This is a genomic window from Nannocystis punicea (assembly GCF_026965555.1).
GTDB classification, from domain to species: domain Bacteria; phylum Myxococcota_A; class Polyangia; order Nannocystales; family Nannocystaceae; genus Nannocystis; species Nannocystis punicea.
The window spans coordinates 282763-308077 of sequence record NZ_CP114040.1 but is presented as its reverse complement, the minus strand read 5'-3'; the positions used below and the strand labels follow the sequence as shown (position 1 = coordinate 308077).

The following is a 25315-nucleotide window of genomic DNA, read 5'->3' as shown; positions in this document are numbered from 1 at the left end:
AGGATCGCCGGCGCACGTGCCAGGGTTTCCGCGATATCCTCGGGCATGCTCCGCGCCGCCCTCGTCCTCGCCCTCGCGCTCGCCGGGACCGCCTGCAACGCGCCCTCGCCCGCGCCAGCCACCAAGCCCGAGGCCGCCCCGAGCGCCGAGCCGGCCCCGCCCGCCGCTCCGCCTGCGCCCCCGCCCGCGACCCCCGCGAAGGCCCGCGATCCCCTGTGCGACGCCGCCGCGGCGCCCCTGGAGGCCCTGCGCGCCCACAAGAGCGACGCGCCGGTCGCCTACAACGGCTCACCGCTGCAGCAGTGGGTCGCGGCCAGCGACGCCGCCACCGGGCGCCACGACGACGCCGCGATCTCCGCCGTGCTCGTCGACACCACCCCCGCCGGCTTCGCCTTCGTCCGCGCGCGCATCGAGGGCTCGATCGCCCAGTGGATGCGCGATCGCCTGAAGCACGCCGCCGACGACAAGGAGGGCCGCGACGCGGCCTGGGCGGCAGCTCGCTGCGCCTGGAAGGTCGCCCTCGAGCCGCTCGCGGTCGAGCTCGCTGACGCCGCGCCGAACCTCGTCGAGGAGATCGACGCCGCCTTCGCCGCGGGAGAGGCCGCGCTCGCCAGCGGCGATCCCACCGCGATCGACAAGGCCCTGCTGCCCGGCCACGAGGTGGTCGAGAAGACATGGTTCCGCCTGGCGCATCGCCGGCTGATGAGCGCCCTCGCCGAGGCCAAGCAGCACGGCGACCCGGTGGCGCTGGCGCGCGCGCGCGCAGCGTTCGAGGACCTGAAGGACCGCCTGAAGGACCGCAACACCCCCGGCATCGCCGTGGTCGAGACGGCCCTCGCCGCCGCGCCCGACAAGGTCGACGCCGACAAGATCGAGCGCGAGATCGCCGTCGCGCTGGTCAAGCGCGCCCGCAAGTACTGCGACGAGGCCCTGACCCCGGCGGCCAAGGGCCCGCTCGGCAGCGCCGCGGCGATGGCTACCGCCGCCGAGGGCATGGCCTACACTCGAGTTGTCCTTCCGGACATGTTCGAAAAGCTCAAGGGTCAGGGCTTCGACGAGGCCGCGCACCTGCAGGCGTGGCAGGCCTACGGCGACGCGGTCGCGGAGGCCGACGCCGACGAGGCCCGGCGGCTGAGCGCCGATCTCGTGCAGTGGAACTGCGCTTACCAGCGCGCCCTGGCGATCCGCGAGTGCACGTCGTCGGCCGACGAGGTGTCGCCGGCGGCGCCGTGACGGCCGCAGGCGCATGCTACCTGAACGGGTGACGCGACGTCGAGTGCCGGCGGTCACCCGCGCGACGCGCAGCGACGGCGAGGCCGTGACGCGCAGCGCCGCGTCGACGTCGTCATGCGAGCCCTCGCGGGGGGCCTCTGCGCCGCATCATGGCCCGCCCGAAGGTCGCATCGTCATGCGACGTCGAGTGTGTCTTCAACGACACCCACGACGCGTCGTTCGGCGTAAACACGCTCTCCTGGGCTGTTTGCGGCCGTAGCGGCCACATTGATGTCGCCTTGATTTGACCTTCCGGGGCCCTCGCCAATGGTTTCGGCATGCGCCACACAGGACTCGTCGCCCGCATGATTTTCGCCGAACGCTTCACGGCCGCCGTCATCGATCGGCCGTTCTATGCCGGCCTGCGAATGGTCGCCACGCGTCCGCGCGTGTCCGAGCCGACCATCGTCGCGCCCGCCGAACCCGAGCCAGCCGCGCCGATGCCGCGCGCGGCCTAGCCGGTCGGACCTCGGTCCGGCGCGCTGGTCGGCGCGCCGCGCGTCGCACCGCTCCCCCCCCGTCTCGCAACCACCTCTTTCAAGGACATGGCCCTTGGAGCATGTGCTCAGGGCCATGTCCTTTCGTCGTCGAGGGCGCTCACTCGTGCAGCGCGGGGATCACCAGGACCGGGCAGATCGCCTCGCGGATGACGCGGTCGGCGGTGCTGCCGACGAAGAAGCGGGCCACCCGCGAGCGGCCGCTCGCCGCCAGCACGATCAGGTCGGCGCCCTTCTTCTCCGACTCCTCGATGATGACGCTGACCGCCACCCCGGGCCGGGCCTCGAGGACCACCTGGACGCCGGCGCAGTGGCGCTGGGCGATCACCTCGAGCGCGGCCTTCGACGTCTTCTGCGCCGCCTCGTGGACGTCGGTCAGCACCTGCGAGGACAGGCCGACGCTGAGGTTCCCGGCGTACATCGTGCTGTAGTTGAGCGCGGGGGTGACGTGGAGGAGGATCACGGTGCCGAGGCTGGCGCGGGCGAGGTCGGTCGCGAGGACGACGCTGCGCACGGTGCTGGGCGAGAACTCGATGTACTGGCCGTCGACCTCGACCGCCTGGCCGGCGGCGATGTGCTCGTCGCTCGCCGGTGAGAAGTCGACCGGGACCAAGATCTTGGTGAAGGGGGCGCGCGCGGGGGTCATGCCGCTATTGTAGTACACCCCCGATCGGGTGGAAGGTGGACGCATGTCACGCCCCGTGCCCGGGCCGCGCATCGCCCCGCTCGCCGCCTTCCGCTTCGCCGTCGACCCCTACGCCTTCTTCGCCGCGTGCAAGCGGCGCTACGGCGACCCGTTCGCGTTCCACCTCGCCGGCAAGCGGCTGGTCGTCACGGGTCAGCCCGAGCTCGCCAGGACGATCTTCACGATGGACCCGGACGCGACGCGCTCGTTCGGCACCGACCACCTCGGCGCGCTGCTCGGCCAGCACTCGCTGATCGTGGTCAGCGGCGAGCGTCACCGCCGCGACCGCAAGCTGCTGACCCCGCCGTTCCACGGCGCCCGCATGCGCTCGTACGGCGCGATCATCCGCGAGGCGACGCGACGTCACGCGAGCGCGTGGAAGGTCGGCGAGCCGTTCGTCATGCAGCGCACGACCCAGGCGATCTCGCTCGAGGTGATCGTCCGCGCCGTGTTCGGCGTCACCGACCCCGGCCGGATGGCCGAGGTCGGCGAGGCGCTGGTCGACACCATCGAGGCGATCCACCCGCTGCTGCTGTTCTCGCGCCACGCCCAGCGTGACCTCGGTCCGCTGACCCCGTGGCGCCGCTTCGTCGCCGCCCAGGCCCGCGCCAAGGCGCTCACGCGCTCGCAGATCGCCGCGCGCCGGGCTCAGCCGGCCGACGACATCCTGAGCCTCATGCTCGCGGTCCGCGACGAGGACGGGCGGGCCCTCGCCGACGACGAGCTGATCGACGAGCTGCAGACGCTGCTGTTCGCCGGCCACGAGACCACCGCGATCGCGTTGGCGTGGGCCTTCTCGTGGCTGCTGCGCGCGCCGGCGGTGTTCGCCCGGCTGCGCGCCGAGCTGCTCGCGCTCGGCCCCGACCCCGATTACGAAGCCGTCGCGGCGCTGCCCTACCTCGACGCGGTCTGTCACGAGGTCCTGCGCCTGTGGCCGATCATTCCCATCGTCCCGCGCACCCTGGTTCGCCCGCTGCAGCTCGGCCCCTACGAGCTGCCGGCCGGCACCGGCGTCGCCGTCGGCACCGCGCTGCTCCACCAGGACCCGGACCTCTACCCCGAGCCGCACGTGTTCCGGCCCGAGCGGTTCCTCGGCCGCAAGGTCTCGCCGTTCGAGTTTACGCCGTTCGGCGGCGGCCATCGCCGCTGCATCGGCGCCGCCTTCGCCCTCTACGAGATGAAGCAGGCCCTCGCGGTGCTGGTGCCCGAGTACGACCTGCGGCTCGTCGACACCGCGCCGCCGCGGCCGGTGCGGCGCAACCTGTCGCTCGGCCCGACGGGCGGCGTGACCGTGGTCCGCGCCTCCTGACCGGCATTCGCGCGCTCGGCCCTACCCGCGCGCCCGGGGCCGGCGTATCCTGGGCGACGATGGCAGGTCGCCCTGCGCTTTGCATGCCGCCTCGTCGCGTCCGGCCGAACTTGCGACTATCCTTGATATGTCCCTTAAAACATGTCCTTGAGCACAGGAATTAAAGTTTATGGAGCAGCGTAGCAAGATCCCCGGGCTCGCCCTGTTGGCCCTGAGCTTCACCCAGTGTACCGGCCGGGAGCAGGCCCCCGACCCGATCATCGGCGACTGGCGAGCGATCCAGGTCGACGGCGAGAAGCACCCGAAGAGCGAGACCGGCTACGGCGAGCCGATCCTGCGCGGCGAGCAGCTCCGCATCCGCGACGACCTCGCCGGCGAGCTGGCGCTCTACGCGACGCAGGATTACGACGGCCTCGAGTACAACGCCGAGCGGGTGGCCGAGCTGGTCGTCGACGCCTCGGAGGCGCCGAAGTACCGCATCGAGGTCGTGCACGACCTCTTCGAGAACGACGAGCCCTACGACGAGCCGGTCGTACCCGACACCGGCTACGCCGATACCGGCTACGCCGACAGCGGGGCCGAGGACACCGACACCGGCGACACCGGCGCTCTCGCCGGGGAGGACGACGACCTGGCGGAGGTGCGGCCGCTGAAGCTGCCGAGCGCGCCGGAGCTGGCGCCCGCCGAGGTGGTGTTCGACTGCACTCTCGAGCGCGACACCTTGACCTGCGACCGCGAGGGCGCGGACGAACTCAAGCACTGGGTGTTCACCCGCATCCGCGCGGAAGACGAGGTCTGAGCGTCATGCAGCACCGCACCCGCATCCCCGCGCTGGCCCTCCTGGGCCTCCACTTCACCAGTTGCACCGACGGCGACGACAAGCCCGACCCGATCGTCGGCGAATGGGGCGCCGTCCAGGTCGAGGGCGAGAAGCTGCCCGACGTCTACTCGGACGGGCCGAACATGATCGTGACCGGCCTCCGCATGATCATCGAGGACGACCTCGCCGGCGACTTCGCATACTACGGCGTGATCGACTACGACGACTACGAGTATCGCAGCTCGTTCGGCTCCGAGCTGGTCGTCGACGACAGCGCCGCGCCGAAGTACCGCATCGAGGTGCAGCAGAACCCTCTCGGCGGCGACGTCGACTACAGCGACTCGGCCGGCGCCGACATCGGCTCCGACGGCTACGACACCTACGGCTACCTCGGCGACGGCGACGGCCGCTCGCCGTCCGACGAGCTGGCCGCGCCGCGCCGGCCGATCGCCGCGCCGGCCGAGCTGGTCCTCACCTGTACTTTGGACCAGGACGTCCTGACCTGCACCAGCGACGTGGAGGATCTGACGTCGCTGGTCTTCAAGCGCAAGGTGCCGGTGGAGCCCGCAGAGGGCTGACCCTGGCCCGCAGTCGCGCGCGATGCTAACTCGCGCGCACGATGCCCAAGCTGTCCCACGAGGCGCTCGTCCAGCTGGTCCGCCACGCCCCGGCGCTGGTCCCCGACCTGCTGTGGCCCGGCGAGCGCTCGCCCGGCCCGATCCGGATCACCGCCGGCGAATTCGTCGACCTCAACTTCGCCGAGCACCGCGCCGACGTGGTCCTCGGCCTCGGCGGCGCGCCGGGCCGGCCCGACGAGGCGCTGGTGGTCGAGGTCCAGGTCGAACGAGACGCTCGCAAGCGCTGGACCTGGCCGGTCTACGTCGCCGGCCTGCGGGCGCGCCTCGGCTGCCCCGTCACACTCGTGGTCGTGTCGCTCGACCCCGAGGTGGCCCGCTGGTGCGCCGAGCCGATCGACCTCGGCCGCCGCCGCACGACGGTGCACCCGTGGGTGCTCGGCCCGGAGGCGGTGCCCGTGATCACCGACCCCGAGCGAGCGCGCGAGCTGCCCGAGCTGGCGGTGCTGTCGGTCGCGGCCCACGCCGACGAGCCCGGCGCCGAGCAGATCGCCCTCGTCGCCCTCGAGGCGACCCGCGAGCTCGACGACCAGCGGGGGATCCTCTATCCTGACTTCGTCGTCGCCCTCCTGGGCCGGGTGGCCCGCACCGCGCTGGAGAAGCTCCTCATGGCCAACGGACGCTGGGAACCACTGAGTGACATGTTCCGCAAACCCTGGCTCGAGGGCATCGCCGAGGGTGAGGCCAAGGGCGAGGCCAGAGGAAAAGCCCAGGGCAAGGCCGACCTGCTGCTCAAGCTGCTGCAGCTCAAGGGCTTCACCCCGAGCGACGAGCAGCGCAGCCGCGTCCTCGACTGCCGCGACGAGGCCCAGCTCGAGACCTGGGCCGCGCGGGTGCTGACTGCGACCCGCCTCGACGAGGTGTTCGCCGACTAGGCCATGTCCGAAATCGCGCATGAAGCACGCAGGCGCAGGTAGCGGTGGATAAACGCCAGTTTAACCATCGCCCCGAAGTTGATGGCTTTCTTCCCGAACCGGGTAGCGATCCGGCGTGACTCCTTGAGCCAGCCGATGAGGCACTCGATGATGCTTCGACCCCGGTACGCGGCCTTGTCGAATGCGACAGGCCGAAGGGAGCGGTCCTCGTTCTCCTTACTCGGGATTATGGGCTTGATGCCGAGCTCCAACAGGTACTGGTCGACCCAGTTCGCTCGGTAACCCTTGTCGCCGGCGAGCGCGACGGGCCAAGCCATCGGTGTCCCGTGCTCGTCGTGCAGAGTCTCATCGGCGCCGCAGAGCAAGGTGTCGACCATCGTCTGGTCGTGGATCTGGCCGGCGCTGAGATGGAAGTGGAGGGGGTGTCCGTGTGCGTCACACAGGATGTGGATCTTCGTGCCCCAGCCACCCCGGGAGCGCCCCAGCGCGTGATCCTTCGGTTCTTCTGGGTTCGTCGATTTTCCCCCCGCCGCTGCTGCAGCGAGCCGCGCGGATCGACGTGCCGTCGATGCACCAGAGCTCGGCGGGTGGGTCGCCATGCGAAACACGCAGCTGCGGAGTCGTCGCAGTACCTCGTCGAACGTCCCGTCTTGGTTCCACTTGTTGAAGAAGTCCCACGCGGTCGACCATGGACCGAACTCGATCGGAAGATCACGCCACGGCGCCCCTGTGCGGAGCACCCAGAAGATGGCGTTCAGGATCGTCCGGCGATCTCTCGCGCGCCTTCCCGTCTTGCAGTTGCGAGTCGGGAACAGGTCCGCGATCAGGTTCCACTGGTCGTCCGTGAGCTGGTGGCGGGGAACGCGGGGCGTCATGTCCCCGACCAGATCAAGAAACCCCGATATCTCCAAGAAACTGGCGTTTTCAGGATTTCGGACATGGCCTAGTCGGCGAGGTCGGCCTGCAGCGCCTCGCGCTGCGCCTCGGTCAGGGCCGTCTCGCCGACCAGCTCGCCGGCGAAGTCGACGCCGCAGGCGACCGGCGCAGCGCCCTCGACGGCGAACTTCAGGTACTGCACGGAAGACAGCCGGCGCTCGCTGACCTGCCGCGGGTCCCAGGTCGCGCGGATCCGCCGGCCGTCGGCGCCGACGAGGTAGAGGTGCTGCGGCAGCGCCTGCCAGCGCGACAGCTTGAGGTCGCGCTCCTCCGGGTCGTCGAACCCGATCAGCACGGTCACCCCGAGCTCGCCGCCCTGGCCGAGCAGATCGTTGTAGGTCTCGATCTCGTGGAGGATGTCGCGCTCGCGGACGATCTGCTCGACGCGCATCATCTCCTGGATCTGGTAGCGGATGGTCTCGTGGTTCTCGAACAGGAAGGTCAGGCAGTCGGCGACGACGACCCGGCGCAGCCGCTTGGCCGCCAGCGCCGCGTCGCGGAGCTGCGCCCGCTGCTCGTTGTAGGTCACGTAGTCGACGATCTCCGCGCGCTGGACCGCTCTCATGGCTACTCTTCCTTGGTCTCGTCGGTCTCGCCGGGGCCGAAGCTGTCGCCGCGGTAGGCCCGGGCCAGCAGCGACATCGGGTGCAGCGGGCGGGTCCCGGCGTGCTGTTCGAACTGGATCGCCGCCAGCGGGCAGTCGGTCACCCACGTGTGGGCCTCCGCGCCGCGCATGCCGTCGAACGCCTTCTTGCCGATCCGCTGCGACGGCTCGAAACCCTCGACGCGCATCGCGTAGGTGCCGTCGTGGCCGCAGCACTCGGTCACGGTCTCGACCTGGACGCCGGGGATCCGCTTGATCAGGTCGCGGCCCTTGAAGCCGACCGCCTGGGCGCGCAGGTGACAGGGCGCGTGGTAGGCGACCGGGCCGTGCGGGCCGCTCTTGAACTCGCCCTTGAACCGCGGCTCGCGGCGGATCGACCACAAGAACTCGCTCGGGTCCATGACCGCCGCCGCCAGCCTGGTCGCCCGCTCCCGATCTGGCCCTTCGAGCAGGTCGGGATATTCACGGCGGAGCATCATCGAGCAGGTCGGGTTGATGGCCAGCACCTTGGCCCCGCGCTCGACGAACGGCATCAGCACGTCGAGGTTCTGGCGGGCGTTCTTGCGCAGCGACGTCAGGTCGCCGTGCTCCCACGCCGGCATCCCGCAGCAGCGCAGGCCGGACGCGCAGCGCAGGTCGACGCCGTTGCGCTCCATCACCTCGCAGGTGTCCTTGCCGATCTGCGGCTCGTTGTGCTCGACGTAGCAGGTCTGGAACAGCACCGCCTCGCCGCCCGGCTCCTCGGCGATCTTGCCCGACTGGTCGGCCCACTGCTCGAAGCCCTGCGGCGCGAACTCCGGCAGCAGCTTGTCGCGGTGGATCCCCAGCACCTTCTCCATGAACCACCGGTGCAGCTTCACCTGGTTCAAGGTGTTGACCACGCCGAGGCTGGCGCGCGCCAGCTTGCCGGTCAGGTCGGGGTCGCCGAGGAACTTGTCGCCGAGGCTCGTGCCCTCCTCGCGGGCGCGCATCGCCTGGTGGCGGTGGACCAGCTTCGGGAAGTCGAGCTGGAACTCGTGCTTGTCGCGCGGCGTGTACGGGCACTGGACCTCGCACAGCTTGCACTGGAAGCACGCGTCCATCACCCGGTTCGTCTCCTCTGCGCTCAGCCGGGTGACGTCGCCGTCGTGCTTCTTGTCGAGCAGCTCGAACAGGCTCGGGAACGCGTCGCAGTACTTGAAGCACATGCGACAGCCGTGGCAGATCTCGAACGCGCGCGTGACCTCCTTGGCCAGCGCCGACCTGTCCCAATAGACAGGCTCGCTCGGGTCGTAGGACAGCCCGTCGGTCGGCTTGTACGAGATCGGCCCCTGGCTCATGGCGCGCCCTGCGGTTCGGAGATCGGCCCCGGGGCGCTGGTCGGCCCCGCGGGCGGGAGGTCGTGCGGCCGGTCGCGGCCGCGGCGTTCATCTGGCCTCACGAGCATGTCCGAACGAACATGTCCGCGAGGCCCTGTCGGCTCGCGCGCCGCAGCGGGCGGCGCGCCCGCGCGGCTCACAGGTCGATGCCGTCGAGGGCCTTCTGGAACCGGCCGGCGTGCGAGCGCTCGGCGCGGGCCAGGGTCTCGAACCAGTCGGCGATGTCCTCGAAGCCCTCTTCGCGGGCGGTGCGCGCCATGCCCGGGTACATGTCCGTGTACTCGTGGGTCTCGCCGGCGACCGCGGCCTTGAGGTTGTTGGAGGTGTCGCCGATCGGCAGGCCGGTGGCGGGGTCGCCGACCTTGCGGAGGTAGTCGAGGTGGCCGTGCGCGTGGCCCGTCTCGCCCTCGGCGGTGTCGCGGAAGAGGCCGGCGACGTCGGGGTGACCCTCGACGTCGGCCTGCTTGGCGAAGTACAGGTAGCGGCGATTGGCCTGCGACTCGCCGGCGAACGCGTCCTTCAAGTTCTGGTGGGTCTTGGTGCCGTTCAGCTTCTGCGCGCTCATGTAGAGGATGCTCCTGCGTGGATCGGTGCGCGCCTCTTCTACCACGTCGGCCGTGCTCTTGGACACATGCCCGGACGGCCGTCGCGGGGCCGACCGCGTTGCCCGCGGCCGGGGACCGGGCTAGCGTGACGCCGTTCCGATGACCGACGGCGACACCCTCGGCGCGCACGACATCCTCGAGGCCACCGGCATGCCCGCGCCGGAGGGGACCTCGCTCGAGCTGCGGCCCGTCGACGGCATGCCGACCTGGTTCGGCCGTCGGCTCGCGCGCGCCCTGCTGCGCATGGTCAGCATGGAGGAGAACAAGCCCGCGCAGCTGTCGCAGCTGGTCACGCCGACCACGGGCTACTTCCGCCGCGACCGTCACGTCCACCCGGTGGTCGACCCTGACACCTACCGCCTGCAGATCACCGGCGTCGCCGCCCCGCGCGTCCTGACCCTGCCCGAGCTGCTCGCCCTGCCCCGCGAGACCCGCGTGTGCGTGCAGGAGTGTGCCGGCAACGGCAACCATCTCCAGGGCTCGGCCGGCCTGTGCGGCCAGGCGGTGTGGGAGGGCCCGAGCTTCGCCAGCCTGCTCGAGCTGTGCGGCGGCCCGGGCCCGGCCACTCATTTCGCCAACCACGGCCTCGACACCCTCGGCTTCCTCAAGCGCGGCTACCACTACGGCCTGTCGCTCGAGGAGCTCACGCGCGCGCGCGCGATCGTGGCCGTGACCATGAACGGCGAGCCGCTGTCGCGCCGGCACGGCTTCCCGTCGCGCCTGATCGTGCCGCGGATCTACTCGATGTCGCACGTGAAGTGGCTCTGCCACATCGAGGGCAAGACGAGCCCGCACATGGGCATCCACAACCGCCTGGTGTTCACCAACAAGGAGCACCGCGGCGGCAAGTGGGTGCGCGTGCAGGCGCGGTGGATCGGCCTCAAGTCGATCGTCTCCGACTGCCGCGCCGCGCAAGGCGGCGGCTGGCTGCTGCTCGGGGCCGCCTGGGGCGGCGAGCGCCCGGTCGCCGCGGTCGAGGTCAGCACCGACGGCGGCCTGTCGTGGCAGCGCGCCCGCCTGCAGCCGGTCGGCGAGCAGGTCGCCCGCGACGCCCGCCTCGCCTCCGGCGAGATCGACGGCGCCTGGTCGGTGTTCCAGTTCCACTGGCAGCCGCCCGGCCCCGGCACCTACAAGATCGGCTCGCGCGCGATCGACGAGGACGGCAACGTCCAGGCCCTCGACAACGACCCCAACGTCCACGGCCACTTCAACCAGACCCGCGTCAAGTGGCGCATGGTCGCGGTGCCCGAGAACCGCCTGCCGCCTGGCGCTTAGGACATGTGCTTCGGGGCATGCCCTAGCGGGCATGCTTTTAAGAACATGTCCCTCAGAGCATGGTCCAGCCGACGAACGCGCCGAACTGCGGCATCGGTGCGCGCTCCTGGTGGCCGATGTCCCAGCCGAGGCGGGCCAGCGCGCCGATCACCCAGCGGCGCTCGTCGCCGAGGCGGACGCCGATCCGGCCCTCGACCTCGACCACGGGGAGCAGCGGCATGTTGAAGGCCACGCCGGCGCCGACGCTGGTAAAGCCGCGGCGGTTGGCGCCGAAGCCGTGCAGCGCAGTGAGGTGGTGGCGGTGCGCGAGCAGGCCGCTGAGGTAGCGCTCGGCCAGGCCGAACGAGACGGTCAGCTGGTAGCCGAGCGCCCAGGTGCGCGGCAGTCGACCGCCGAAGAACAGGGTGACCGGCGCGGTCGACGGGAAGCCGATGCCCGTGAACACGCTCGGCAGCCAGGCGAACACGAACTTGCCCCGCGCGGGCGCCGGGCGCTCCGCGACCACCGTCGTGGCCAGCGGCGCTGCGGGCTCCGTGGGCCGTGCCTCGCCGACCGGAGCCGGATCGGCGGCGACCGGCGACAGCGGCGCGACGGGCTCCGCGAGCCCTTCCTCCGCGACCGGAGGCGGATCGGCGGCGACCGGTGCGCTCGGCTCGGTCGCCGGCACGGGCCCGGAGCTCGCGCCGGTCGGCGCCTGCACCACGAGCAGCAGCGCCAGCGCGATCATGACCGCCTCTTTCGCCGCCCGGCGATCCACAGCAACGGCGCGAGCAGCCACAACGCCAGCTCCGAGCGCGCGCGCCCGACGGCGCACGGGATGTACACCGCCTCGCGATCGCCGATCTCCGACGGCTCGAGCCGCACCGTCTCGCCGCGCACACCGTTCGCGGCGACCGGCGTGAACTCGAGCGGACCCGCCGTCAGCGGCAGGCGGATCTCCGACGGCCCGATCACGCTGATCGGAAACACCTCGTGGGTCGGATAGAGCAGCTCGATCCACCCGCCCTCGCGCAGGTAGGGCGCGTCGAGCTCGTCGATCCGCACCAGCAGCTGGTCGCCGTCGCCGGGGCAGCAGCCGCCGTCGTTGCCGCGCTCGATGCGGACCTCTCGCAGCGCCACCTCGCCGGGAGGCGAGGCCGGGGCGTCGCCGACGGTGAACTCGTTCAGCCCCTCGTCGAAAACGCCGCTCGTGCCGCAGTTCATCGTGTAGGTCTTGCCGGCGATGAGCGGGTCTCGCGGCACGTACTCGATGAAGTAACCGAAGCCCGCCTCGTCGACGTCGCAATTGGCGCCGTGCCGGACGGGGTCGGCGAAGCCGGAGTAGCCATCGGCCTCCAGGATGCAGCTCTCGGGCTCGAAGCCGCCGCACTCGAAGAAGCGCCACGGGTGCGCGTCGACGGGCACGTCCTCGGTGACCACCAGCAGGCCCCACTGCTGCCACTCGGGTTGCCAGCACGACAGCGCCTCCGCGGGCGCCGGCGCGACCAAGAGCGCCGCGAGGCCGAGCACGGCGGACGGCACCAGCGACTTCCACAACGCTCCCGACCGACGACGCATGATCGACGCACCTCGATGTACCACACGTTCCTCGCTTCGGCATGCACCGGCGAGCACGCCCATGAAGGCTCGGCGGGCATGGCCACGACGGTCGTGTTCCGTCACGCGCCGGCTCCGCGCGACGCCACCATGCTCGGCTTCTCTGGACCTATCCATCGCTCGATGCTCCAGACCTGTCTCTTAGAACATGTCCGATGCGCCGACCGCCGGCCGATCGCCGCGGCTCGCCCAAGCAAAAAGCGACGACCTCCGCGCGGGAGGTCGTCGCTCCGCTCACCTGTCCTTCAGGTCAGCCCTTCTTGTCGAGGTGCGCGCCGGTCGGCACGCCGCCGGCGGTCGGGCGCGGCAGCAGGCCGGCGGCCTGCAGCACGACGTCGGGCTTTGTCGCCTGCTCGGCGGCCAGGCGCGACTGGGCCGACTCGATGCGGCGCAGCAGCTCGGTCTGGTACTCCTCGAGGCGCTCCTGCACGCGCTGCTTCTTGGCCATCTGGCGGCGCATGTCCTCCTGGTAGCGCTTGAGGAAGTAGCCGATGGTCTCGATGCGGATCTTGATCGAGCCGGTCGGCTTGTTCTCGTCGATGTCCTTGAACGAGAAGTACGGCGTGCCCGAGTTCTCGATGATCTCCTCGATCACCGTGTAGATCGGCGCGTCGTGGCCGCACTTGAAGCTCGACAGCTCGAGCGCGACCAGGTTGGGGTGGCGCGCCGTGAACTTGGCGGCCCACACCTTCTGGTTGGTGTTCTCGCTGTAGCTGTTCTTCCACACGTCGGTGATATCGAACGGGTCCTTGATGAACCCGGCGTCGATGTCCGGCTGGAACAGCGGCTGGACGATGTCCTCGTCGAGCGGCAGCGACTGCACGGTGAAGATCGGGTAGCCGAGCTTCTGCAGCTCGTCCGGGATCTCGTGGTTCATGCCCGGGTCGTTGTGGTACGGGCGGGCCAGCAGGACCACGCCGATCCGCTGCTCCTGCTCGAGCCACTTCAGCACCTTGCGCCCGTCGGCGCGGTGGCCGACGAAGAAGCCGTCCTGGGCCTTGAACGCCTCCTCGACCGCGCGGGCGTTCTCCTCCTCGGACAGCCCGAGCACGTCCTTGAAGTACTCGAACATCTGCTTCTTGCACAGCTTGCGCTCGGCCATCTGCACGAACGGCACGACCAGCTTGATGCCCTTCTGGGCGAACACGTCGGCCTCCTTGATGAAGGCCGCCTTGGTCGTGTCGGCCGAGCCGACCACCGTCGGGCACGCGCGCGAGCCGACCGTGCCCGACAGCCAGGTCTCCATCGAGTCGACCTGCGGGAACACGATCACGTCGAGCGGGCGCTTCTTGTGCTTGGTCTCGACCAGGTTGTGCATGTGGGCGATGCACACCTTCGACGGGAAGCACGGGTCGATCGCGCCGCGCTTGGCGCCCTCCTTGTAGAGCTCCTCGGAGGTGAAGTCGGAGTAGACGATGTTCTTCGCCGGGACCCCGAGCGCCTCGAAGTAGGCGCTGAAGAACGGGTTCTGCGAGTACTGGTTCAGCACCCGCGGGATGCCGATCCGCAGCGTCGCCCGCTTCTTCATCAGCGCGATCCGCTGCTGCTGGGCGGCCAGCGTCTCGCGCGTGACCGCGGCCAGCGGCGCCGCCTTGCCGACCTTCTCCGCGACCTTCTCGAGCGTGCCCGCGGCCTTGCCCAGCAGCTCGGCGACCTTCGGGCTGCGGTTCAGCTTGCGCAGCAGGCCGTCGACCTTGTCCTGGTGCTCCGCCAGCTGCGGCGGCAGGTCGAGGTGCTCGCTCAGGCCGAGGCCGACGTCGTCGACGCTGTCGGCCACGTTCGGCGGGTTCTGGGCGTCCCAGATGTCCTTCGCGGCCTTCGCTGCGAGGTTCGGGTAGTTCTTCTTGAGCTGGTCGAGGCCGCCCTTGATCTTCTTCATCGAGTCGAGGTCCTCGACCTCGCCCTTCTCGCAGGTGGCGATGATGAGCCGCTTGGTGCCGACGGCCTCGTCGGGCTTGTCGTCGCGCTTGCGGATCTTCAGCAGCTGGCCCAGCGCCATCCGCTTCTCGGCCTCCTGCTGCTTCATCTCGAGGTCGACGTCGATGAAGGTGCGCAGGCACTTGTTCTTGCAGAAGTAGCAGCGGGTGCTCTCGTCGCGGCGCTGCGAGAAGTCGATGCTGGCGACCTTGTCGATGCCGATCCACTCGGTCTTGTGCTCGAGCTGCTGGACCATGCGCCGCACCTCGAGCGCCGCGCCGATCGCCCCCGACTCGCCGCAGTGCTGGTGGACGATGACCTGCGCCTCGGTGCCCTTCGACTTGAAGCGCTCCTGGATGAAGTCGACCTGGGCCTTGACCGCCGCGAGGTTGTGCTGGGTGCCGCCCTGGAGGATGAACTTGCTGCCGAGCTTGGCGAGGTTGGGGATCTGGCTGACGTACAACCAGATGTTCTTGGGCAGCACGGCGGCCAGGCCGGCCATGATCTCCTCGGGCGCCCAGCCCTGGCGCTGGAAGTCGACGATGTCGGACTGCATGAACACCGCGCAGCCGTAGCCGAAGGTCGGCATCGCCTGGGCGCCGAAGGCCCGCTGGGCGTACTGCTTGACGTCGATGCCGAAGCCCTCGGCCGTGCTCTGCAGGAAGTAGCCGTTGCCCGCCGAGCACTGGGTGTTTAGCTTGAAGTCCTTCACCTTCCCGTTCTTCAGGATGATGATCTTGATGTCCTGCCCGCCGACGTCGCACACGACGTCGACGTTGTCGTAGAAGTGCAGCGCGCTCTCGCAGTGCGCCACGGTCTCGACGATCGCCGCGTCGGCCCGCAGGGTGTCGCGCAGGATGTCCTTGGCGTAGCCGGTGGTGCCGACGCCGAGCACGGTCAGCGTGCAGCCGGCGCCCTCGACCTGCTGGCGCAGGTCGGCCAGCAGCTCCTTGGTGTCGACGATCGGGTTGCCCTTCGAGAGCTGGTAGACCTTGCGGATCACCTCGCCCTGCTCGTTGAGCATGACCGCCTTCGACGAGGTCGAGCCGCCGTCGATGCCGATGAACACCCGCACGTCCTCGCCCGGCGTGAACTCCTTCGGGACGAACTTCGGCGGCTTGTACTTGACCATGAACTCGTCGAGGTCGGCCTCGTCCTTCGACAGACCCGCCGCGCCGGCCTTCTTCTTCTCGAGCAGGCGGCCCTCGGTGAGGTACCACTGCAGCTTCTCGGTGCCCTGGTAGACGCCGACGCGCTCGTCCTCGTCCTTGCCGAACTCGACCGCGCCCATCGCCGCGTAGTACTGGGCGTTCTGCGGGACGATGATGAGGTCGGCCGGGTCGACGCCCTCCGGCAGCGGCACGTTGCGCTCGTGCCAGATCGGCGGGATGTTGGCCTTCCACGCCTCGACCATGCCCTTGATGTACGTGTTCGGGCCGCCGAGCAGCAGCACGTGCGGCATCAGCGTGTGGCCGCGCGTCAGCACCGACAGGTTCTGCTGCACGATCGCCTCGAACAGCGACGCCATCAGCTCGTCGGCCGGCACGCCGAGCTTCTGCAGGCCGTTGACGTCGGTCTCGGCGAACACGCCGCACTTGCCGGCGACCGGGTGCAGCTTGTGGCCGACGTAGCCCTGCTGGCACAGCAGGTCGGCCGGGATCTTCAGCTTGGCGTTGATCTTGTCGATCACCGCCCCGGTCCCGCCGGCGCACTTGTCGTTCATCGACGGGATCTTCTTCTTGCGGCCGGTCTCCGGGTCGGGCTTGAAGATGATGATCTTGGCGTCCTGGCCGCCCAGCTCGATGACCGAGTTGACCTCGGGGTGCAGCTTCTCGACCGCCAGCGAGACAGCGTTGACCTCCTGCACGAACTTGGCGCCGACCCACCGGCCGACGGTCGCGCCGCCCGAGCCGGTGATGAACATCCGCGCGTTGCCGCGGAGGTCGCCGACGGCCTCCTCGATCTCCTTGAACATCTTCAGCGCCCGGTCGGCCTGCTTGCTCTCGTGGCGCTGGTAGTCCTTCCACACGATCGTGTCCGTGGCCGCCTCGACGACGACCGCCTTGACCGTGGTCGACCCGAGGTCGACGCCGACGATGTATTTGTGCTGGGACATGTTCTGAAGTTCCTGTTCTCGGAGACCTGGCGAAAAGAACCTGGCGCGAAGGACCTGCCCTGAAGGACCGGCCTCACTCGGCGGCGTCGCGGACCTGCTTGGGCTTGACGCCGTCGGCCTGCATGCGCTCGGCGACGTGCAGGGCGAAGTTGGCGCCGGTGCCGACCACGCGCGGGTTGTGGCGCGGGAACTGGTACATCGGCCGCTTCATCTCGGGGTGGGCGTCGACGTAGGCCTTGAGCTCCTCGAGGCTGTACGGGAGGCCGGAGAGCACCTCGGCGAACTCGCGCTTGGCCTTGGCCTTGGCCTCGCCGAGGGCCATCTGGACGCGGCTGTGGGCGTTGATCTCGCCCTCGCCGGAGGTCTCGATGGGCAGGAAGATCATCTCCTTGTAGCGGTTGACGACCGCCGACTGGGCGCCGTCGGACTGGGTGCTGGGCATGCAGCCGAACGGCTTGAGGCTCAGCACCATGTGGGCCAGGCCCTTGTGCGAGTAGTAGATGTTCTTCGACACCTCGAGGTGGCCTTCGCCGCCCTCGGAGCGGGTGTGGTAGAAGCCGTGGCCCAGGCGCTCCATCTCGTCCATGTCGACGATCTCGTGGGCGATGTGGCCGAGCGCCTCGACCATGCGGCTGTACTCGCGGCGGAAGATGGTGTCGGCGACCTTGGCGATCGCGCGCTTCTTCATGTAGCCCACCTCGAGCTGGGCCCGCTTGCCGAGCTCGTACCACTTGACCTCGTCGGCCTTCTCGACGAGGCCGTGACGGTCGCGCGCCTTGATCTTGGTCTGCCACAGCATGTACGCCAGCCAGGTCGCGATCGGCTCGGTGATGACCTCGGCGCCCTCGCTGTGGAGGAAGCGGAACATGTTGAAGTTGCCGTCGCCCTCGGTGGTCTGGGCCCAGAACTCGCCGGTGACCTTGACGATCGGCTTCGGCTGCAGGCGGTCGACCTCGACCTCGTCGAACTTGCGGGCGACGTGCCGCAGCGGCTCGATGTAGTCCTCGCTGGTCAGCAGGTCGAGGAACTTGACCGCCTGCTCGGCGATGTCGAACGCCTTGGTGTTCTTGCCCTTCAGCAGGTCGCCGACGGTGGTGCCCGCGAGCTCGGCCGGCTGCTTGCGCTGCATGACCCGGTACATGAACTCGAGCGACTCGCTGGCCGCCTTGTCGGTCGCGCCCGGGGTCGTCTCGTAGGCGCGGATGCAGTTGGCGACCTCGCTCAGGATGTCGCCGCAGTTGAACGCCGAGACCATGCCGGCGAAGAAGTCGAGGTTCATCTTCAGGCCGGCCTCGAGGTCGCCCTGCTTGAGCCCGCCCTTCTGCTGGAACAGCATCACGCGGAAGCCGTCGAACCCGGCGTTGCGCAGCGCCAGCCGGTACTCGGCCTCGTACATGCCGAACCGGCACGGACCGCACGCGCCCGCGGTCAAGAACACGTGCGAGTCGATGATCTCCTGCACGCTCATGCCCTGCTTGTCGCGCAGGTGCTGCAGGTACTGCACGAGGTTGCCGACCGTGAAGTAGGTCGGGTTGCACTGGCCGTTGTTGCCGTACTCCTTGCCGAGCTGGAAGGCGTCGACGTTCGGCGTCGGCACGACGGCGGTCTTGTAGCCCAGCGACTCGAACACACCCTTCAGCAGGTGCTCGTGACGGAAGGTCAGGCCGCCGAACAAGAGCGTGGTGTGCGGCCGCTGCGGCGCCGTGAACGTGTGCTCGAACGGCTTCTTGAAGTGCATGTTGACGGCGCCGAAGCTCACGCCCTCCTCCTGGGCGAACTTCTGCTGCGCTTCATCGAGGAGCGACTTCACCTGCGGCTGCGAGAGGATCTTGAGCGAGGTGCTGCGTTGCGAGGTCGGGGTCGTCGTCGTGGTCGCCATCGTTGGTCCTGCCGGGCGGTAAAAGTTGGCTGACAGTGTCGTCAGTGACACAGGTGTCAGTCAACCGGGAAGAGTCATGCACACTTCCCAAAGACCCGCAAGAAAGCTCGCCACGGGGCGAATTGACCCACGGGCGCGTCCCGAGCCGAGGCTTCGAAACCCCTGACCTCAGGGTGGGAATTGGGCGATTTCGCGCGCGGGAAAGAGCGGCGCCGAACGGCATTCGGCGCGCGCCAGGAGAGGAATCGGCGCGGCGAGGCGGTGGATTTTCGGCGGTGGGGACCGCCATGAAGAGGATGACCTGCAGCGGCCGGACGGCTCGCAAGTCCTGGGATGGATGGGTGTGCCGATCTCGGTGACGGGTGCGTCACGTCATGACGACGGCTTCGACGGCCCCTCGCCGGCTTCGGCGCGAAGCTGGCTCGAGTCGAGAGCACGGGTCGCGCGGTGGGTTCGAGGCGGACGTCGCACGGCGCGGTCGGGCCCCGGATGAAGCGCGGCGAAGGTCGCGAGGCCGGTGTCCGGGGCGACCTGTCCCCTCGGACAGTCCTCGAACTTCGGCACGGCTGGGGCGCTTCGAGGCGGCAATTGCCTCGTTCTGCGGAACTCGGTCCAGGTCGCCCCGGCCCCCGTCCACGGGAGCTTTCTTGGGGCGGTGACGGTCGGCGGAGCCGAGATCCGGGGCCCGACCGCGCCTGAGCCGAGCGACTCTTCGCGCGCCAGTCGATGTCGCCGTATGGAAGAATCGTGTGTCGCCTCGAGTTTGAGCGCGGGGTCGCGAGGCGGGTGTCAAGATGACCTGTCCGTTCGGACAGTCTTCGAACTTCGAGGCGGCTGGGGCACTTCGAGGCGGCAATTGCCTCGTTCTGCGGAACTCGGTCCAGGTCGCCCCGGCCCCCGTCCACGGGGGCCTTCTTGGGGCGGTGACGGTCGGCGGAGCCGAGATCCGGGGCCCGACCGCGCCTGAGTCGAGCGACTCTTCGCGCGCGAGTCGATATCGCCGTGCGGAAGAGATCGTGCGTCGCCTCGAGTGTCGGTGCGGGCCCGGTCGCTCGTGAACCGCGGGCACCGCTCGGTCTGCGAGGCATCGCCTCGCCGCGCGGCTGCTATGGCGAGAGCTGGGGCGAGCGGATGCCCTTGATCTGCGGGATCTGCTGCTTCAGCTTGCGCTCGATGCCCTGCTTCAGCGTCGCCTGCGAGCTCGGGCAGCTGACGCAGTTGCCGGTGAGCCGGACGCCGACGGTGTCGGCCGTCACGTCGAGCAGCTCGATGTCACCGCCGTCGGCCTGGACCAGCGGACGGCACGTCTCGAGCACCTCGCGGACGCGGGCGATCAGCGCCTCGCCCTCGAGCGGCTCGCTGTCGACGGCGGCGTTCGGGTCGTCGAGCAGGGCCTCGAACGGGGAGCGCTCCGGGTGGACGACCGGCAGCTTGACGGGCGGCTTCTTGGCCGGAGCGGCCGTGGTCGGCTCGTACGGGACCGTCGGGCCGCCGGCGGCCTTCCAGCCCTCGATGCCGCCGCGCAGGCTCACGACCGACTTGAAGCCGCGGCGACCGAGGATCTCGGCGGCCTGCAGCGAGCGCCGGCCGGAGCGGCAGTAGGCGATCCACACGCCCTGCGGGTCGAGGTCGTCGGCCTTCTCGAGCTCGCCGAGCGAGACGGTGCGGGCGCCGGCGAGGACGCCGGTTTGAGCCCACTCCGACGGCTCGCGCACGTCGAGCAGCAGGACCTTGCCGCCCTCGGCCAACCTGGCCTTGAGGGCAGCCGCGGTGAGCTCGCGGCCGTCGCCCTCGTCCTCGTCGTCGGCGCCGGCGGTCGGCGCGGCCACGGGCGGCTTGGCCGACGGATCTTCGAGCAGCTTGACGAGCTTGCCCGACTCGTGCAGCTCACGCAGCTCGTCGAAGCCGCCGATGCACTGCTCGCGGATGAACACGTGCGGCGCGGTGCGGCGGCCGGTCTTGGTGCGGATCGCCGTGCGCAGGTCGTGGTTGTCGGTGTAGTCGATCGTCTTGGCGAGCAGGTTCTGCTCGCGCACCAGCTCGAGCGCGGCCCGGCAGTAGGGGCAGCCGCGCTTGTAGTAGATCACGAGGACCGGCTCGGCGGGCTTGGCGTCGGCGGCCTTCTCGGGCTTGATGATGCCGCGGTCCTGCTGCCACTTGCGCAGCTTGTCGCGGTCGGACTGCCACATCGGCTGGTTGGGCGTGCCGCCGTCCCAGCTGGGGATCTCGAGGCGCAAATCGATGCGGTCGAGGCCGACGATCCCTCGCACGCGGTCGAGGCCGGCGGCGGCCAGGCGGACGGGCGCGTGCTCCGAAGTCTTGCCCCGCTCGACGACGCGGTCCAGGGTATGCACGGTGATGCGCTTGAGGAGCGTGCCGATCACGAGGGGACGCCTTAGCCGGCGGGGCCGGCGGCGTCAAGTCGGGCAATTGCGAGCCGTCGGACTCGAACCGACACACCCGGCGGGTACTGGAACCTAAATCCAGCGCGTCTACCAATTTCGCCAGGCTCGCGCGGAACAGAGCGTATCATCTCGGCGTGACGTCGCTCCAGAGGCTTTGCGCGTGGACGTGTGCTTTCGTGGTGATCGGCTGTTCGCAGTCGCAGCAGGCGAACCCCGAAGGCAAGACCGAGGCCAAGGCCGCGGAGGCGGCCAAACCCGCGGAGGCCAAGGTCGCGGAGACCACGGCGCCGGCGACCTTCGGCAAGGTGCGCAGCGACGTGCCCCTGCCGCTGCCGGCCCTGCTCGGGCAGCCGGTCGCCTCGGTCGAGGCCAACTTCGGCGAGCACCAGGGCAAGGGCATGGCCCGCTCGACGTGCGTCCGCTTCACGCCGGAGCGGACTTTCTTTCAATGCAACTTCGCGCTCCAGCGCTACGCGGACAAGGGCGACGAGTGGGCCGGGCTCCGCGTCGAGTACGAGGACGGGGTGGCGGCCTCGATCGGCTTCGACGGCTACAGGAAAGGAACCGGCCCGTTCGACCCGAAGCAGCTGCTCGCGGCCGTCGGACTCGAGCTGCCCGACGAGCCCCGCACCGACTCGCCCGCGGAGGGCGTGCGCCGGTGGACGTGGTTCAACGACCGCGCGCGCCTCAAGATCGGCGAAAACCAGTACCGCGTCGAGATCTCCGTGGTCGGCGACGACTGGGCCCGCAGCCGCATCGACGTGCTGCGCAACGAGCCGCTCACGCCGGAGCAGAAGGCCAAGATCGTGCCACCCGGGCAGGGCAAGCCGGAGCTCAGCGAGCTGCCGCCGGGGCAGTGAACGAAGGCCCTGGCCGAGCAACGAGCCGCTCACGTCGGAGCAGGCGGAGCGCTCGGCCCGGTCAAGGCGACGCGGAGCGAGCGGCGATACGAACGAAGACCGCGGGACCCTCTCGCCCTTCGCGTCGCGTCTCCGAGCGCGAGTGACAATGAACGAAGGCCCTGGCCGAGCAAGGAGCCGCTCACGTCGGAGCAGGCGGAGCGCTCGGCCCGGTCAAGGCGACGCGGAGCGAGCGGCGATACGAACGAAGACCGCGGGACCCTCTCGCCCTTCGCGTCGCGTCTCCGAGCGCGAGTGACAATGAACGAAGGCCCTGGCCGAGCAACGAGCCGCTCACGTCGGAGCAGGCGGAGCGCTCGGCCCGGTCAAGGCGACGCGGAGCGAGCGGCGATACGAACGAAGACCGCGGGACCCTCTCGCCCTTCGCGTCGCGTCTCCGAGCGCGAGTGACAATGAACGAAGGCCCTCGCCGAGTAACGAGCCGCTCACGTCGGAGCAGGCGGAGCGCTCGGCCCGGTCGAGGCGACGAAGACCGCGGGACCTCTTCGCGTCGCGTCTCCGAGCGCGAGTGATTCTGTCGTCTCGCGCGGCATCTCGAAGCCCTCGCATCGCCCGCTCGTACAACGGCCTCGCGCGCGCCTCACTGCACGGCTCCGTGGTCGGCGAGTCGCGCGAGGACTCGTCTCGCTCGCGGACGGACTGGCGAGCCGGCGCCGGGCTCGGCTTGCGCGTTCGCCCGGGCAACGCTCGACTGACCGGTCGCCGCGGCATCCTGTGCTCCGAGACATGTCCTTTTCGACATGCCCCTAGAAGCATGCTTTTCAGAACATGCTCCGAGGAGCACGTTCAAAAGATCTTGCCCGGGTTGAGCAGGCCGGCGGGGTCGAGGACGGACTTGATCCCGCGCATCAGGGCGACCTCGGTGGGGTTGCGGCTGTAATGGAGGTGGTCGCGCTTGAGCAGGCCGACGCCGTGCTCGGCGGAGATGCTGCCGTCGTGGGCCTGGACGAGGGCGTAGAGCTCGTCGTCGAAGCCGTGCACGCGGTCCAGGAACTCGGGCAGGCCGACGGCTTCGGGGCGCAGGAGGTTGAGGTGGAGGTTGCCGTCGCCGACGTGGCCGAAGCACAGGGCCTCGATGCCGGGCAGGCGCTCGGCGACGAGGGGGCGCCAGGCGGCCAGGAACTCGGCGACGCGGGCGACCGGCAGGGCGATGTCCGCCTTGTGCGGGGTATGGCGGTGGAGCGACTCGCTGATGTCCTCGCGGTAGGCCCACAGCGCGCGGGCCTGGGCCTGGGTCCCGGCGAGCACTGCGTCGGCGACCTCGCCGCCGTCCACGGCCTCGCCGAGGCAGGCGCTCAGCTCGTCGCGGGTGTGCTCGAGCGCGGCGGCTCCGGGCACCGGGACCTCGACCTCGACCAGCACGTAGCGCGCCGCCGCCTCGGCGAACGGCGGGTCGCCCTTGCGGTGGGTCAGGACGTGGTTCAGACAGCCGTGATCGAGGAACTCGAAGGCCGAGAGAGTGAGGCTGCTGCGCCGCAGGCGAGCGAACAGCGCCAGGACCGCGGCGTCGGACGGGACGGCGCACAGCGCGACCAGAGTGTCGGCCGGCGGCCGCGCCAGCTTGAGGGTGACCTCGACGATCACCCCGAGAGTGCCCTCGCTGCCGATGAACAGCTGCCGCAGGTCGTAGCCGGTGTTGTTCTTGACCAGGGCGCCGCCGAGCGCGAGGAGCTCGCCGCTGGCGAGGACCACCTTGAGGCCCAGCACCCAGTCGCGCGTGAGGCCGTAGCGCAGGACCTTCACCCCGCCGGCGTTGGTCGCCAGGCTGCCGCCGATCTGGGCGCTGCCCTTGGCGGCATAATCGACGGGATAAAGGAGGCCGGCGGCGGCCGCCGCGTCCTGCACGGCCTGAAGGGTGGCCCCGGCCTCGCAGCGCAGAGTGCGGGCGGCCGGGTCGACCTCGAGGATCCGGTGCATCCGCTCGAGCGACAGCACGACCTCGCCGCGGGTGGCGGTGGCCGCCCCCGCCAGGCCGGTGCGGCCGCCCGAGGGGACGATCGGAACGCCGTGAGCGGCACACGCGCGGACGACCGCCTGGACGTCGGTCGCCGAGCGCGGAAACACGATGAAGGACGGCTGGACCGGCCAGCCGCCGCGGCACCGATCGGCGCCGTAGTAACCAAGGTCGGCCGGGTCGTCGCTCAGGCGCTCGGCGCCGAGGGCCGCGATCAAGGCCGCGCGGAGGTCTTCGAGGTCGGGGACCATGGCGTGCGAGGGTAACTCAAACGCGCGAGCGCGCCCGCATGCCGCGGGCGCGCTCGGCACTGGTCTCCCGGTTATCAGCGTTAGGCCGACCCGAACGACGTTCATCGCCCGGGAAACGGCGTTGGTGCTAAAGCGCCGGGAGGGCGTTGGCGGGCAAGCGCATGAGCTGGCGAACCATGCGGACGACGGACTTCACGACCGGGTGGCCCTTGATGAAGACGACGCCGACCACGTGCTTGTCGTCGCCGGCGACCAGGATCGCGTGCTCGCCGACGAGGATGCGAACAGCGGTCTCGCCCGCCACCTGCCGCAGCTTCACCGCTTCGAGCACGATGGGCTTCCAGCGCTCCTCGCCGACCCACGCCGCGTCGCCCGCCTGCGCCTGCTCCGCGGTTTGGTCCAACACGGCCACGATACCGTCGTGGCGAAGAACGCGCTCAATTCGTGTCGATGACATGGACTTCCCTGTTTTCTGGCCCAATTGGGCCCGTACGTCGCAAACTGGGGGGGTCGCGTTACGGGCTTTGGGTTTTACAAAAAGCCCCCAGGTGCGTCAAATCCGCAAGACTGTTTCCCCGGCATTTACCGTATGAATTTAATCGACACCCACGCGCACATCGACATGCCGCGCTTCGGCGATCGTGCGGAACGTCGATTTGCCGCTGTTCGGGCCGCTGCCGCGGGAATTTCGGCAATCGTGATCCCCGGTGTCGAACCGGAATCTTGGGCCGGCCTGCTCGAGACCGCGGCGGACCTGCGCGAAATTGCGCCGACCGTGCGCTTTCACACCGCCCTGGGGATCCACCCACAAGTCCTTCCCGAGCTCGACCCCGCGCATGATTCCGCGGCTCTGACCGCGTTAAACGACCAAATTCGCGCCGCTCCGGCGGGGTTGGTGGCGATCGGCGAGTGTGGCCTCGACTTCGGTCCGGGCGGCGGCGGAGTGCCGCGCGAGCGCCAGGTCGCGGTCTTGCGGGCCCACTTCGTGCTGGCGCGAGCGACTGGACTTCCGTTGCTGCTGCACTGTTTGAAGGCCCACGCGGCGCTGCTCGAGCTGCTCGACGAGCAGCCGTTGCCGCCGTCGATCCTGCACAGCTACTCGGGCAGCGCCGAGATGGTGCCGGCGTTCTGCCGCGGCGGTCACGCGATCTCGTTCGCCGGGGCGATCACGCTGCCCGGAGCGCGGCGGCCGGTGCTGGCCGCTCGCGCGGTGGCGGCCGACCGCCTGCTGCTCGAGACCGACTCGCCCGACCAGACGCCGGCGTCGCGCCGGCCGGCCCGCAACGAACCGGCGTTCCTCGGCGACATCGCCCGCGCCGTCGCCGCGGCCCGCGAGGAGCCGCTCGAGCTGGTGGCCGCGACCACCACCGACAACGCGCGCCGCCTGCTGCGGCTCGCCGCCTGAC

General features: G+C 69.9%; 21 protein-coding genes and 1 tRNA gene. 9 read left to right on the top strand and 13 right to left on the bottom strand.

Going from position 1 to position 25315, the window contains the following annotated elements; all coding sequences use genetic code 11:
• Nucleotides 1-45 precede the first annotated feature (45 nt).
• Nucleotides 46-1233 (top strand): hypothetical protein, encoded by a 1188-nt coding sequence (locus tag O0S08_RS01115; protein ID WP_269037068.1) that lies wholly within the window; start codon nt 46-48, stop codon nt 1231-1233.
• Between the two features lie 344 nt (nt 1234-1577).
• Nucleotides 1578-1730 carry a hypothetical protein gene (locus O0S08_RS01110; protein WP_269037067.1) on the top strand — a complete coding sequence of 51 codons (153 nt, stop codon included), beginning with the start codon at nt 1578-1580 and terminating at the stop codon, nt 1728-1730.
• Nucleotides 1731-1869: 139 nt separating this feature from the next.
• Here the strand turns inward: O0S08_RS01110 and O0S08_RS01105 are convergent, their stop codons facing one another.
• Nucleotides 1870-2415: a universal stress protein gene (locus O0S08_RS01105; RefSeq protein ID WP_269037066.1), complete on the bottom strand. Its 546-nt coding sequence runs from the start codon at nt 2413-2415 to the stop codon at nt 1870-1872.
• 43 nt (nt 2416-2458) lie between these two features.
• Between O0S08_RS01105 and O0S08_RS01100 the strand changes: the two genes are divergently transcribed.
• The 4 genes from O0S08_RS01100 (at nt 2459) to O0S08_RS01085 (ending at nt 6093) form a co-directional block, all read left to right on the top strand.
• On the top strand, nt 2459-3763 hold the full coding sequence (locus O0S08_RS01100) for a cytochrome P450 (RefSeq protein WP_269037065.1): 1305 nt from the start codon (nt 2459-2461) through the stop codon (nt 3761-3763).
• A gap of 169 nt (nt 3764-3932) precedes the next feature.
• Entirely contained in the window at nt 3933-4562 is a 630-nt protein-coding gene (locus O0S08_RS01095) for a hypothetical protein (RefSeq protein ID WP_269037064.1), read from the top strand.
• 5 nt (nt 4563-4567) lie between these two features.
• The gene (locus O0S08_RS01090; RefSeq protein ID WP_269037063.1) at nt 4568-5161 is read left to right on the top strand and encodes a hypothetical protein; all 594 of its coding nucleotides are present in this window, start codon (nt 4568-4570) and stop codon (nt 5159-5161) included.
• Nucleotides 5162-5202: 41 nt separating this feature from the next.
• Nucleotides 5203-6093: a hypothetical protein gene (locus O0S08_RS01085; protein ID WP_269037062.1), complete on the top strand. Its 891-nt coding sequence runs from the start codon at nt 5203-5205 to the stop codon at nt 6091-6093.
• Here the strand turns inward: O0S08_RS01085 and O0S08_RS01080 are convergent.
• The 4 genes from O0S08_RS01080 to O0S08_RS01065 all read right to left on the bottom strand — a co-directional run bounded on the left by O0S08_RS01080 (nt 6090) and on the right by O0S08_RS01065 (nt 9556).
• Entirely contained in the window at nt 6090-6968 is an 879-nt protein-coding gene (locus O0S08_RS01080) for an IS5 family transposase (RefSeq protein WP_269037061.1), read from the bottom strand. The genes O0S08_RS01085 and O0S08_RS01080 overlap by 4 nt on opposite strands.
• Nucleotides 6969-7036: 68 nt before the next feature.
• Nucleotides 7037-7594: a DUF3501 family protein gene (locus O0S08_RS01075; RefSeq protein ID WP_269037060.1), complete on the bottom strand. Its 558-nt coding sequence runs from the start codon at nt 7592-7594 to the stop codon at nt 7037-7039.
• Between the two features lie 2 nt (nt 7595-7596).
• The gene (locus O0S08_RS01070; RefSeq protein ID WP_269037059.1) at nt 7597-8952 is read right to left on the bottom strand and encodes a heterodisulfide reductase-related iron-sulfur binding cluster; all 1356 of its coding nucleotides are present in this window, start codon (nt 8950-8952) and stop codon (nt 7597-7599) included.
• A 175-nt stretch (nt 8953-9127) separates the two neighbouring features.
• Nucleotides 9128-9556, bottom strand: a complete 429-nt coding sequence (locus O0S08_RS01065) for a rubrerythrin family protein (RefSeq protein ID WP_269037058.1) — start codon at nt 9554-9556, stop codon at nt 9128-9130.
• 139 nt (nt 9557-9695) lie between these two features.
• Here O0S08_RS01065 and O0S08_RS01060 point away from each other — a divergent pair, with 139 nt between their 5' ends.
• Complete coding sequence (locus O0S08_RS01060) at nt 9696-10871, top strand: molybdopterin-dependent oxidoreductase (RefSeq protein ID WP_269037057.1); 1176 nt, start codon at nt 9696-9698, stop codon at nt 10869-10871.
• Nucleotides 10872-10923: 52 nt separating this feature from the next.
• Here the strand turns inward: O0S08_RS01060 and O0S08_RS01055 are convergent, their stop codons facing one another.
• The 6 genes from O0S08_RS01055 to O0S08_RS01030 all read right to left on the bottom strand — a co-directional run bounded on the left by O0S08_RS01055 (nt 10924) and on the right by O0S08_RS01030 (nt 20893).
• A complete protein-coding gene (locus O0S08_RS01055) occupies nt 10924-11598 on the bottom strand; it encodes a hypothetical protein (protein ID WP_269037056.1) in 675 nt (224 codons plus the stop codon).
• Nucleotides 11595-12428 carry a hypothetical protein gene (locus O0S08_RS01050; RefSeq protein ID WP_269037055.1) on the bottom strand — a complete coding sequence of 278 codons (834 nt, stop codon included), beginning with the start codon at nt 12426-12428 and terminating at the stop codon, nt 11595-11597. Before O0S08_RS01050 ends, O0S08_RS01055 begins: the two co-directional genes overlap by 4 nt.
• A 289-nt stretch (nt 12429-12717) precedes the next feature.
• The gene (locus O0S08_RS01045; RefSeq protein WP_269037054.1) at nt 12718-16500 is read right to left on the bottom strand and encodes a BadF/BadG/BcrA/BcrD ATPase family protein; all 3783 of its coding nucleotides are present in this window, start codon (nt 16498-16500) and stop codon (nt 12718-12720) included.
• Nucleotides 16501-16573: 73 nt separating this feature from the next.
• On the bottom strand, nt 16574-18379 hold the full coding sequence (locus tag O0S08_RS01040; RefSeq protein WP_269037053.1) for a hypothetical protein: 1806 nt from the start codon (nt 18377-18379) through the stop codon (nt 16574-16576).
• A gap of 1106 nt (nt 18380-19485) precedes the next feature.
• Nucleotides 19486-20763, bottom strand: a complete 1278-nt coding sequence (locus O0S08_RS01035; RefSeq protein ID WP_269037052.1) for a NifU family protein — start codon at nt 20761-20763, stop codon at nt 19486-19488.
• 47 nt (nt 20764-20810) lie between these two features.
• Nucleotides 20811-20893, bottom strand: a tRNA-Leu gene (locus tag O0S08_RS01030).
• A 25-nt stretch (nt 20894-20918) separates the two neighbouring features.
• Here O0S08_RS01030 and O0S08_RS01025 point away from each other — a divergent pair.
• Nucleotides 20919-21644, top strand: coding sequence for a hypothetical protein (locus tag O0S08_RS01025; RefSeq protein WP_269037051.1), 726 nt, complete (start codon nt 20919-20921; stop codon nt 21642-21644).
• 846 nt (nt 21645-22490) lie between these two features.
• Here the strand turns inward: O0S08_RS01025 and O0S08_RS01020 are convergent.
• The gene (locus tag O0S08_RS01020) at nt 22491-23909 is read right to left on the bottom strand and encodes an FAD-binding oxidoreductase (protein ID WP_269037050.1); all 1419 of its coding nucleotides are present in this window, start codon (nt 23907-23909) and stop codon (nt 22491-22493) included.
• 127 nt (nt 23910-24036) lie between these two features.
• The gene (locus tag O0S08_RS01015) at nt 24037-24315 is read right to left on the bottom strand and encodes a hypothetical protein (protein ID WP_269037049.1); all 279 of its coding nucleotides are present in this window, start codon (nt 24313-24315) and stop codon (nt 24037-24039) included.
• Nucleotides 24316-24498: 183 nt separating this feature from the next.
• Here O0S08_RS01015 and O0S08_RS01010 point away from each other — a divergent pair, with 183 nt between their 5' ends.
• Nucleotides 24499-25314, top strand: coding sequence for a TatD family hydrolase (locus tag O0S08_RS01010; protein ID WP_308477878.1), 816 nt, complete (start codon nt 24499-24501; stop codon nt 25312-25314).
• The last annotated feature ends 1 nt before the right edge of the window (nt 25315 follow it).

Bases quoted from the DNA above. Each gene is read 5' to 3' on its own strand.
- O0S08_RS01095 (WP_269037064.1), top strand. From the start codon at position 3,933: ATGGAGCAGCGTAGCAAGATCCCCGGGCTCGCCCTGTTGGCCCTGAGC.
- O0S08_RS01090 (WP_269037063.1), top strand. From the start codon at position 4,568: ATGCAGCACCGCACCCGCATCCCCGCGCTGGCCCTCCTGGGCCTCCAC.
- O0S08_RS01045 (WP_269037054.1), bottom strand. From the start codon at position 16,500: ATGTCCCAGCACAAATACATCGTCGGCGTCGACCTCGGGTCGACCACG.
- O0S08_RS01050 (WP_269037055.1), bottom strand. From the start codon at position 12,428: ATGCGTCGTCGGTCGGGAGCGTTGTGGAAGTCGCTGGTGCCGTCCGCC.
- O0S08_RS01065 (WP_269037058.1), bottom strand. From the start codon at position 9,556: ATGAGCGCGCAGAAGCTGAACGGCACCAAGACCCACCAGAACTTGAAG.
- O0S08_RS01010 (WP_308477878.1), top strand. From the start codon at position 24,499: ATGAATTTAATCGACACCCACGCGCACATCGACATGCCGCGCTTCGGC.
- O0S08_RS01080 (WP_269037061.1), bottom strand. From the start codon at position 6,968: ATGACGCCCCGCGTTCCCCGCCACCAGCTCACGGACGACCAGTGGAAC.
- O0S08_RS01115 (WP_269037068.1), top strand. From the start codon at position 46: ATGCTCCGCGCCGCCCTCGTCCTCGCCCTCGCGCTCGCCGGGACCGCC.
- O0S08_RS01075 (WP_269037060.1), bottom strand. From the start codon at position 7,594: ATGAGAGCGGTCCAGCGCGCGGAGATCGTCGACTACGTGACCTACAAC.
- O0S08_RS01110 (WP_269037067.1), top strand. From the start codon at position 1,578: ATGATTTTCGCCGAACGCTTCACGGCCGCCGTCATCGATCGGCCGTTC.
- O0S08_RS01105 (WP_269037066.1), bottom strand. From the start codon at position 2,415: ATGACCCCCGCGCGCGCCCCCTTCACCAAGATCTTGGTCCCGGTCGAC.
- O0S08_RS01070 (WP_269037059.1), bottom strand. From the start codon at position 8,952: ATGAGCCAGGGGCCGATCTCGTACAAGCCGACCGACGGGCTGTCCTAC.
- O0S08_RS01100 (WP_269037065.1), top strand. From the start codon at position 2,459: ATGTCACGCCCCGTGCCCGGGCCGCGCATCGCCCCGCTCGCCGCCTTC.
- O0S08_RS01020 (WP_269037050.1), bottom strand. From the start codon at position 23,909: ATGGTCCCCGACCTCGAAGACCTCCGCGCGGCCTTGATCGCGGCCCTC.
- O0S08_RS01040 (WP_269037053.1), bottom strand. From the start codon at position 18,379: ATGGCGACCACGACGACGACCCCGACCTCGCAACGCAGCACCTCGCTC.
- O0S08_RS01060 (WP_269037057.1), top strand. From the start codon at position 9,696: ATGACCGACGGCGACACCCTCGGCGCGCACGACATCCTCGAGGCCACC.
- O0S08_RS01055 (WP_269037056.1), bottom strand. From the start codon at position 11,598: ATGATCGCGCTGGCGCTGCTGCTCGTGGTGCAGGCGCCGACCGGCGCG.
- O0S08_RS01085 (WP_269037062.1), top strand. From the start codon at position 5,203: ATGCCCAAGCTGTCCCACGAGGCGCTCGTCCAGCTGGTCCGCCACGCC.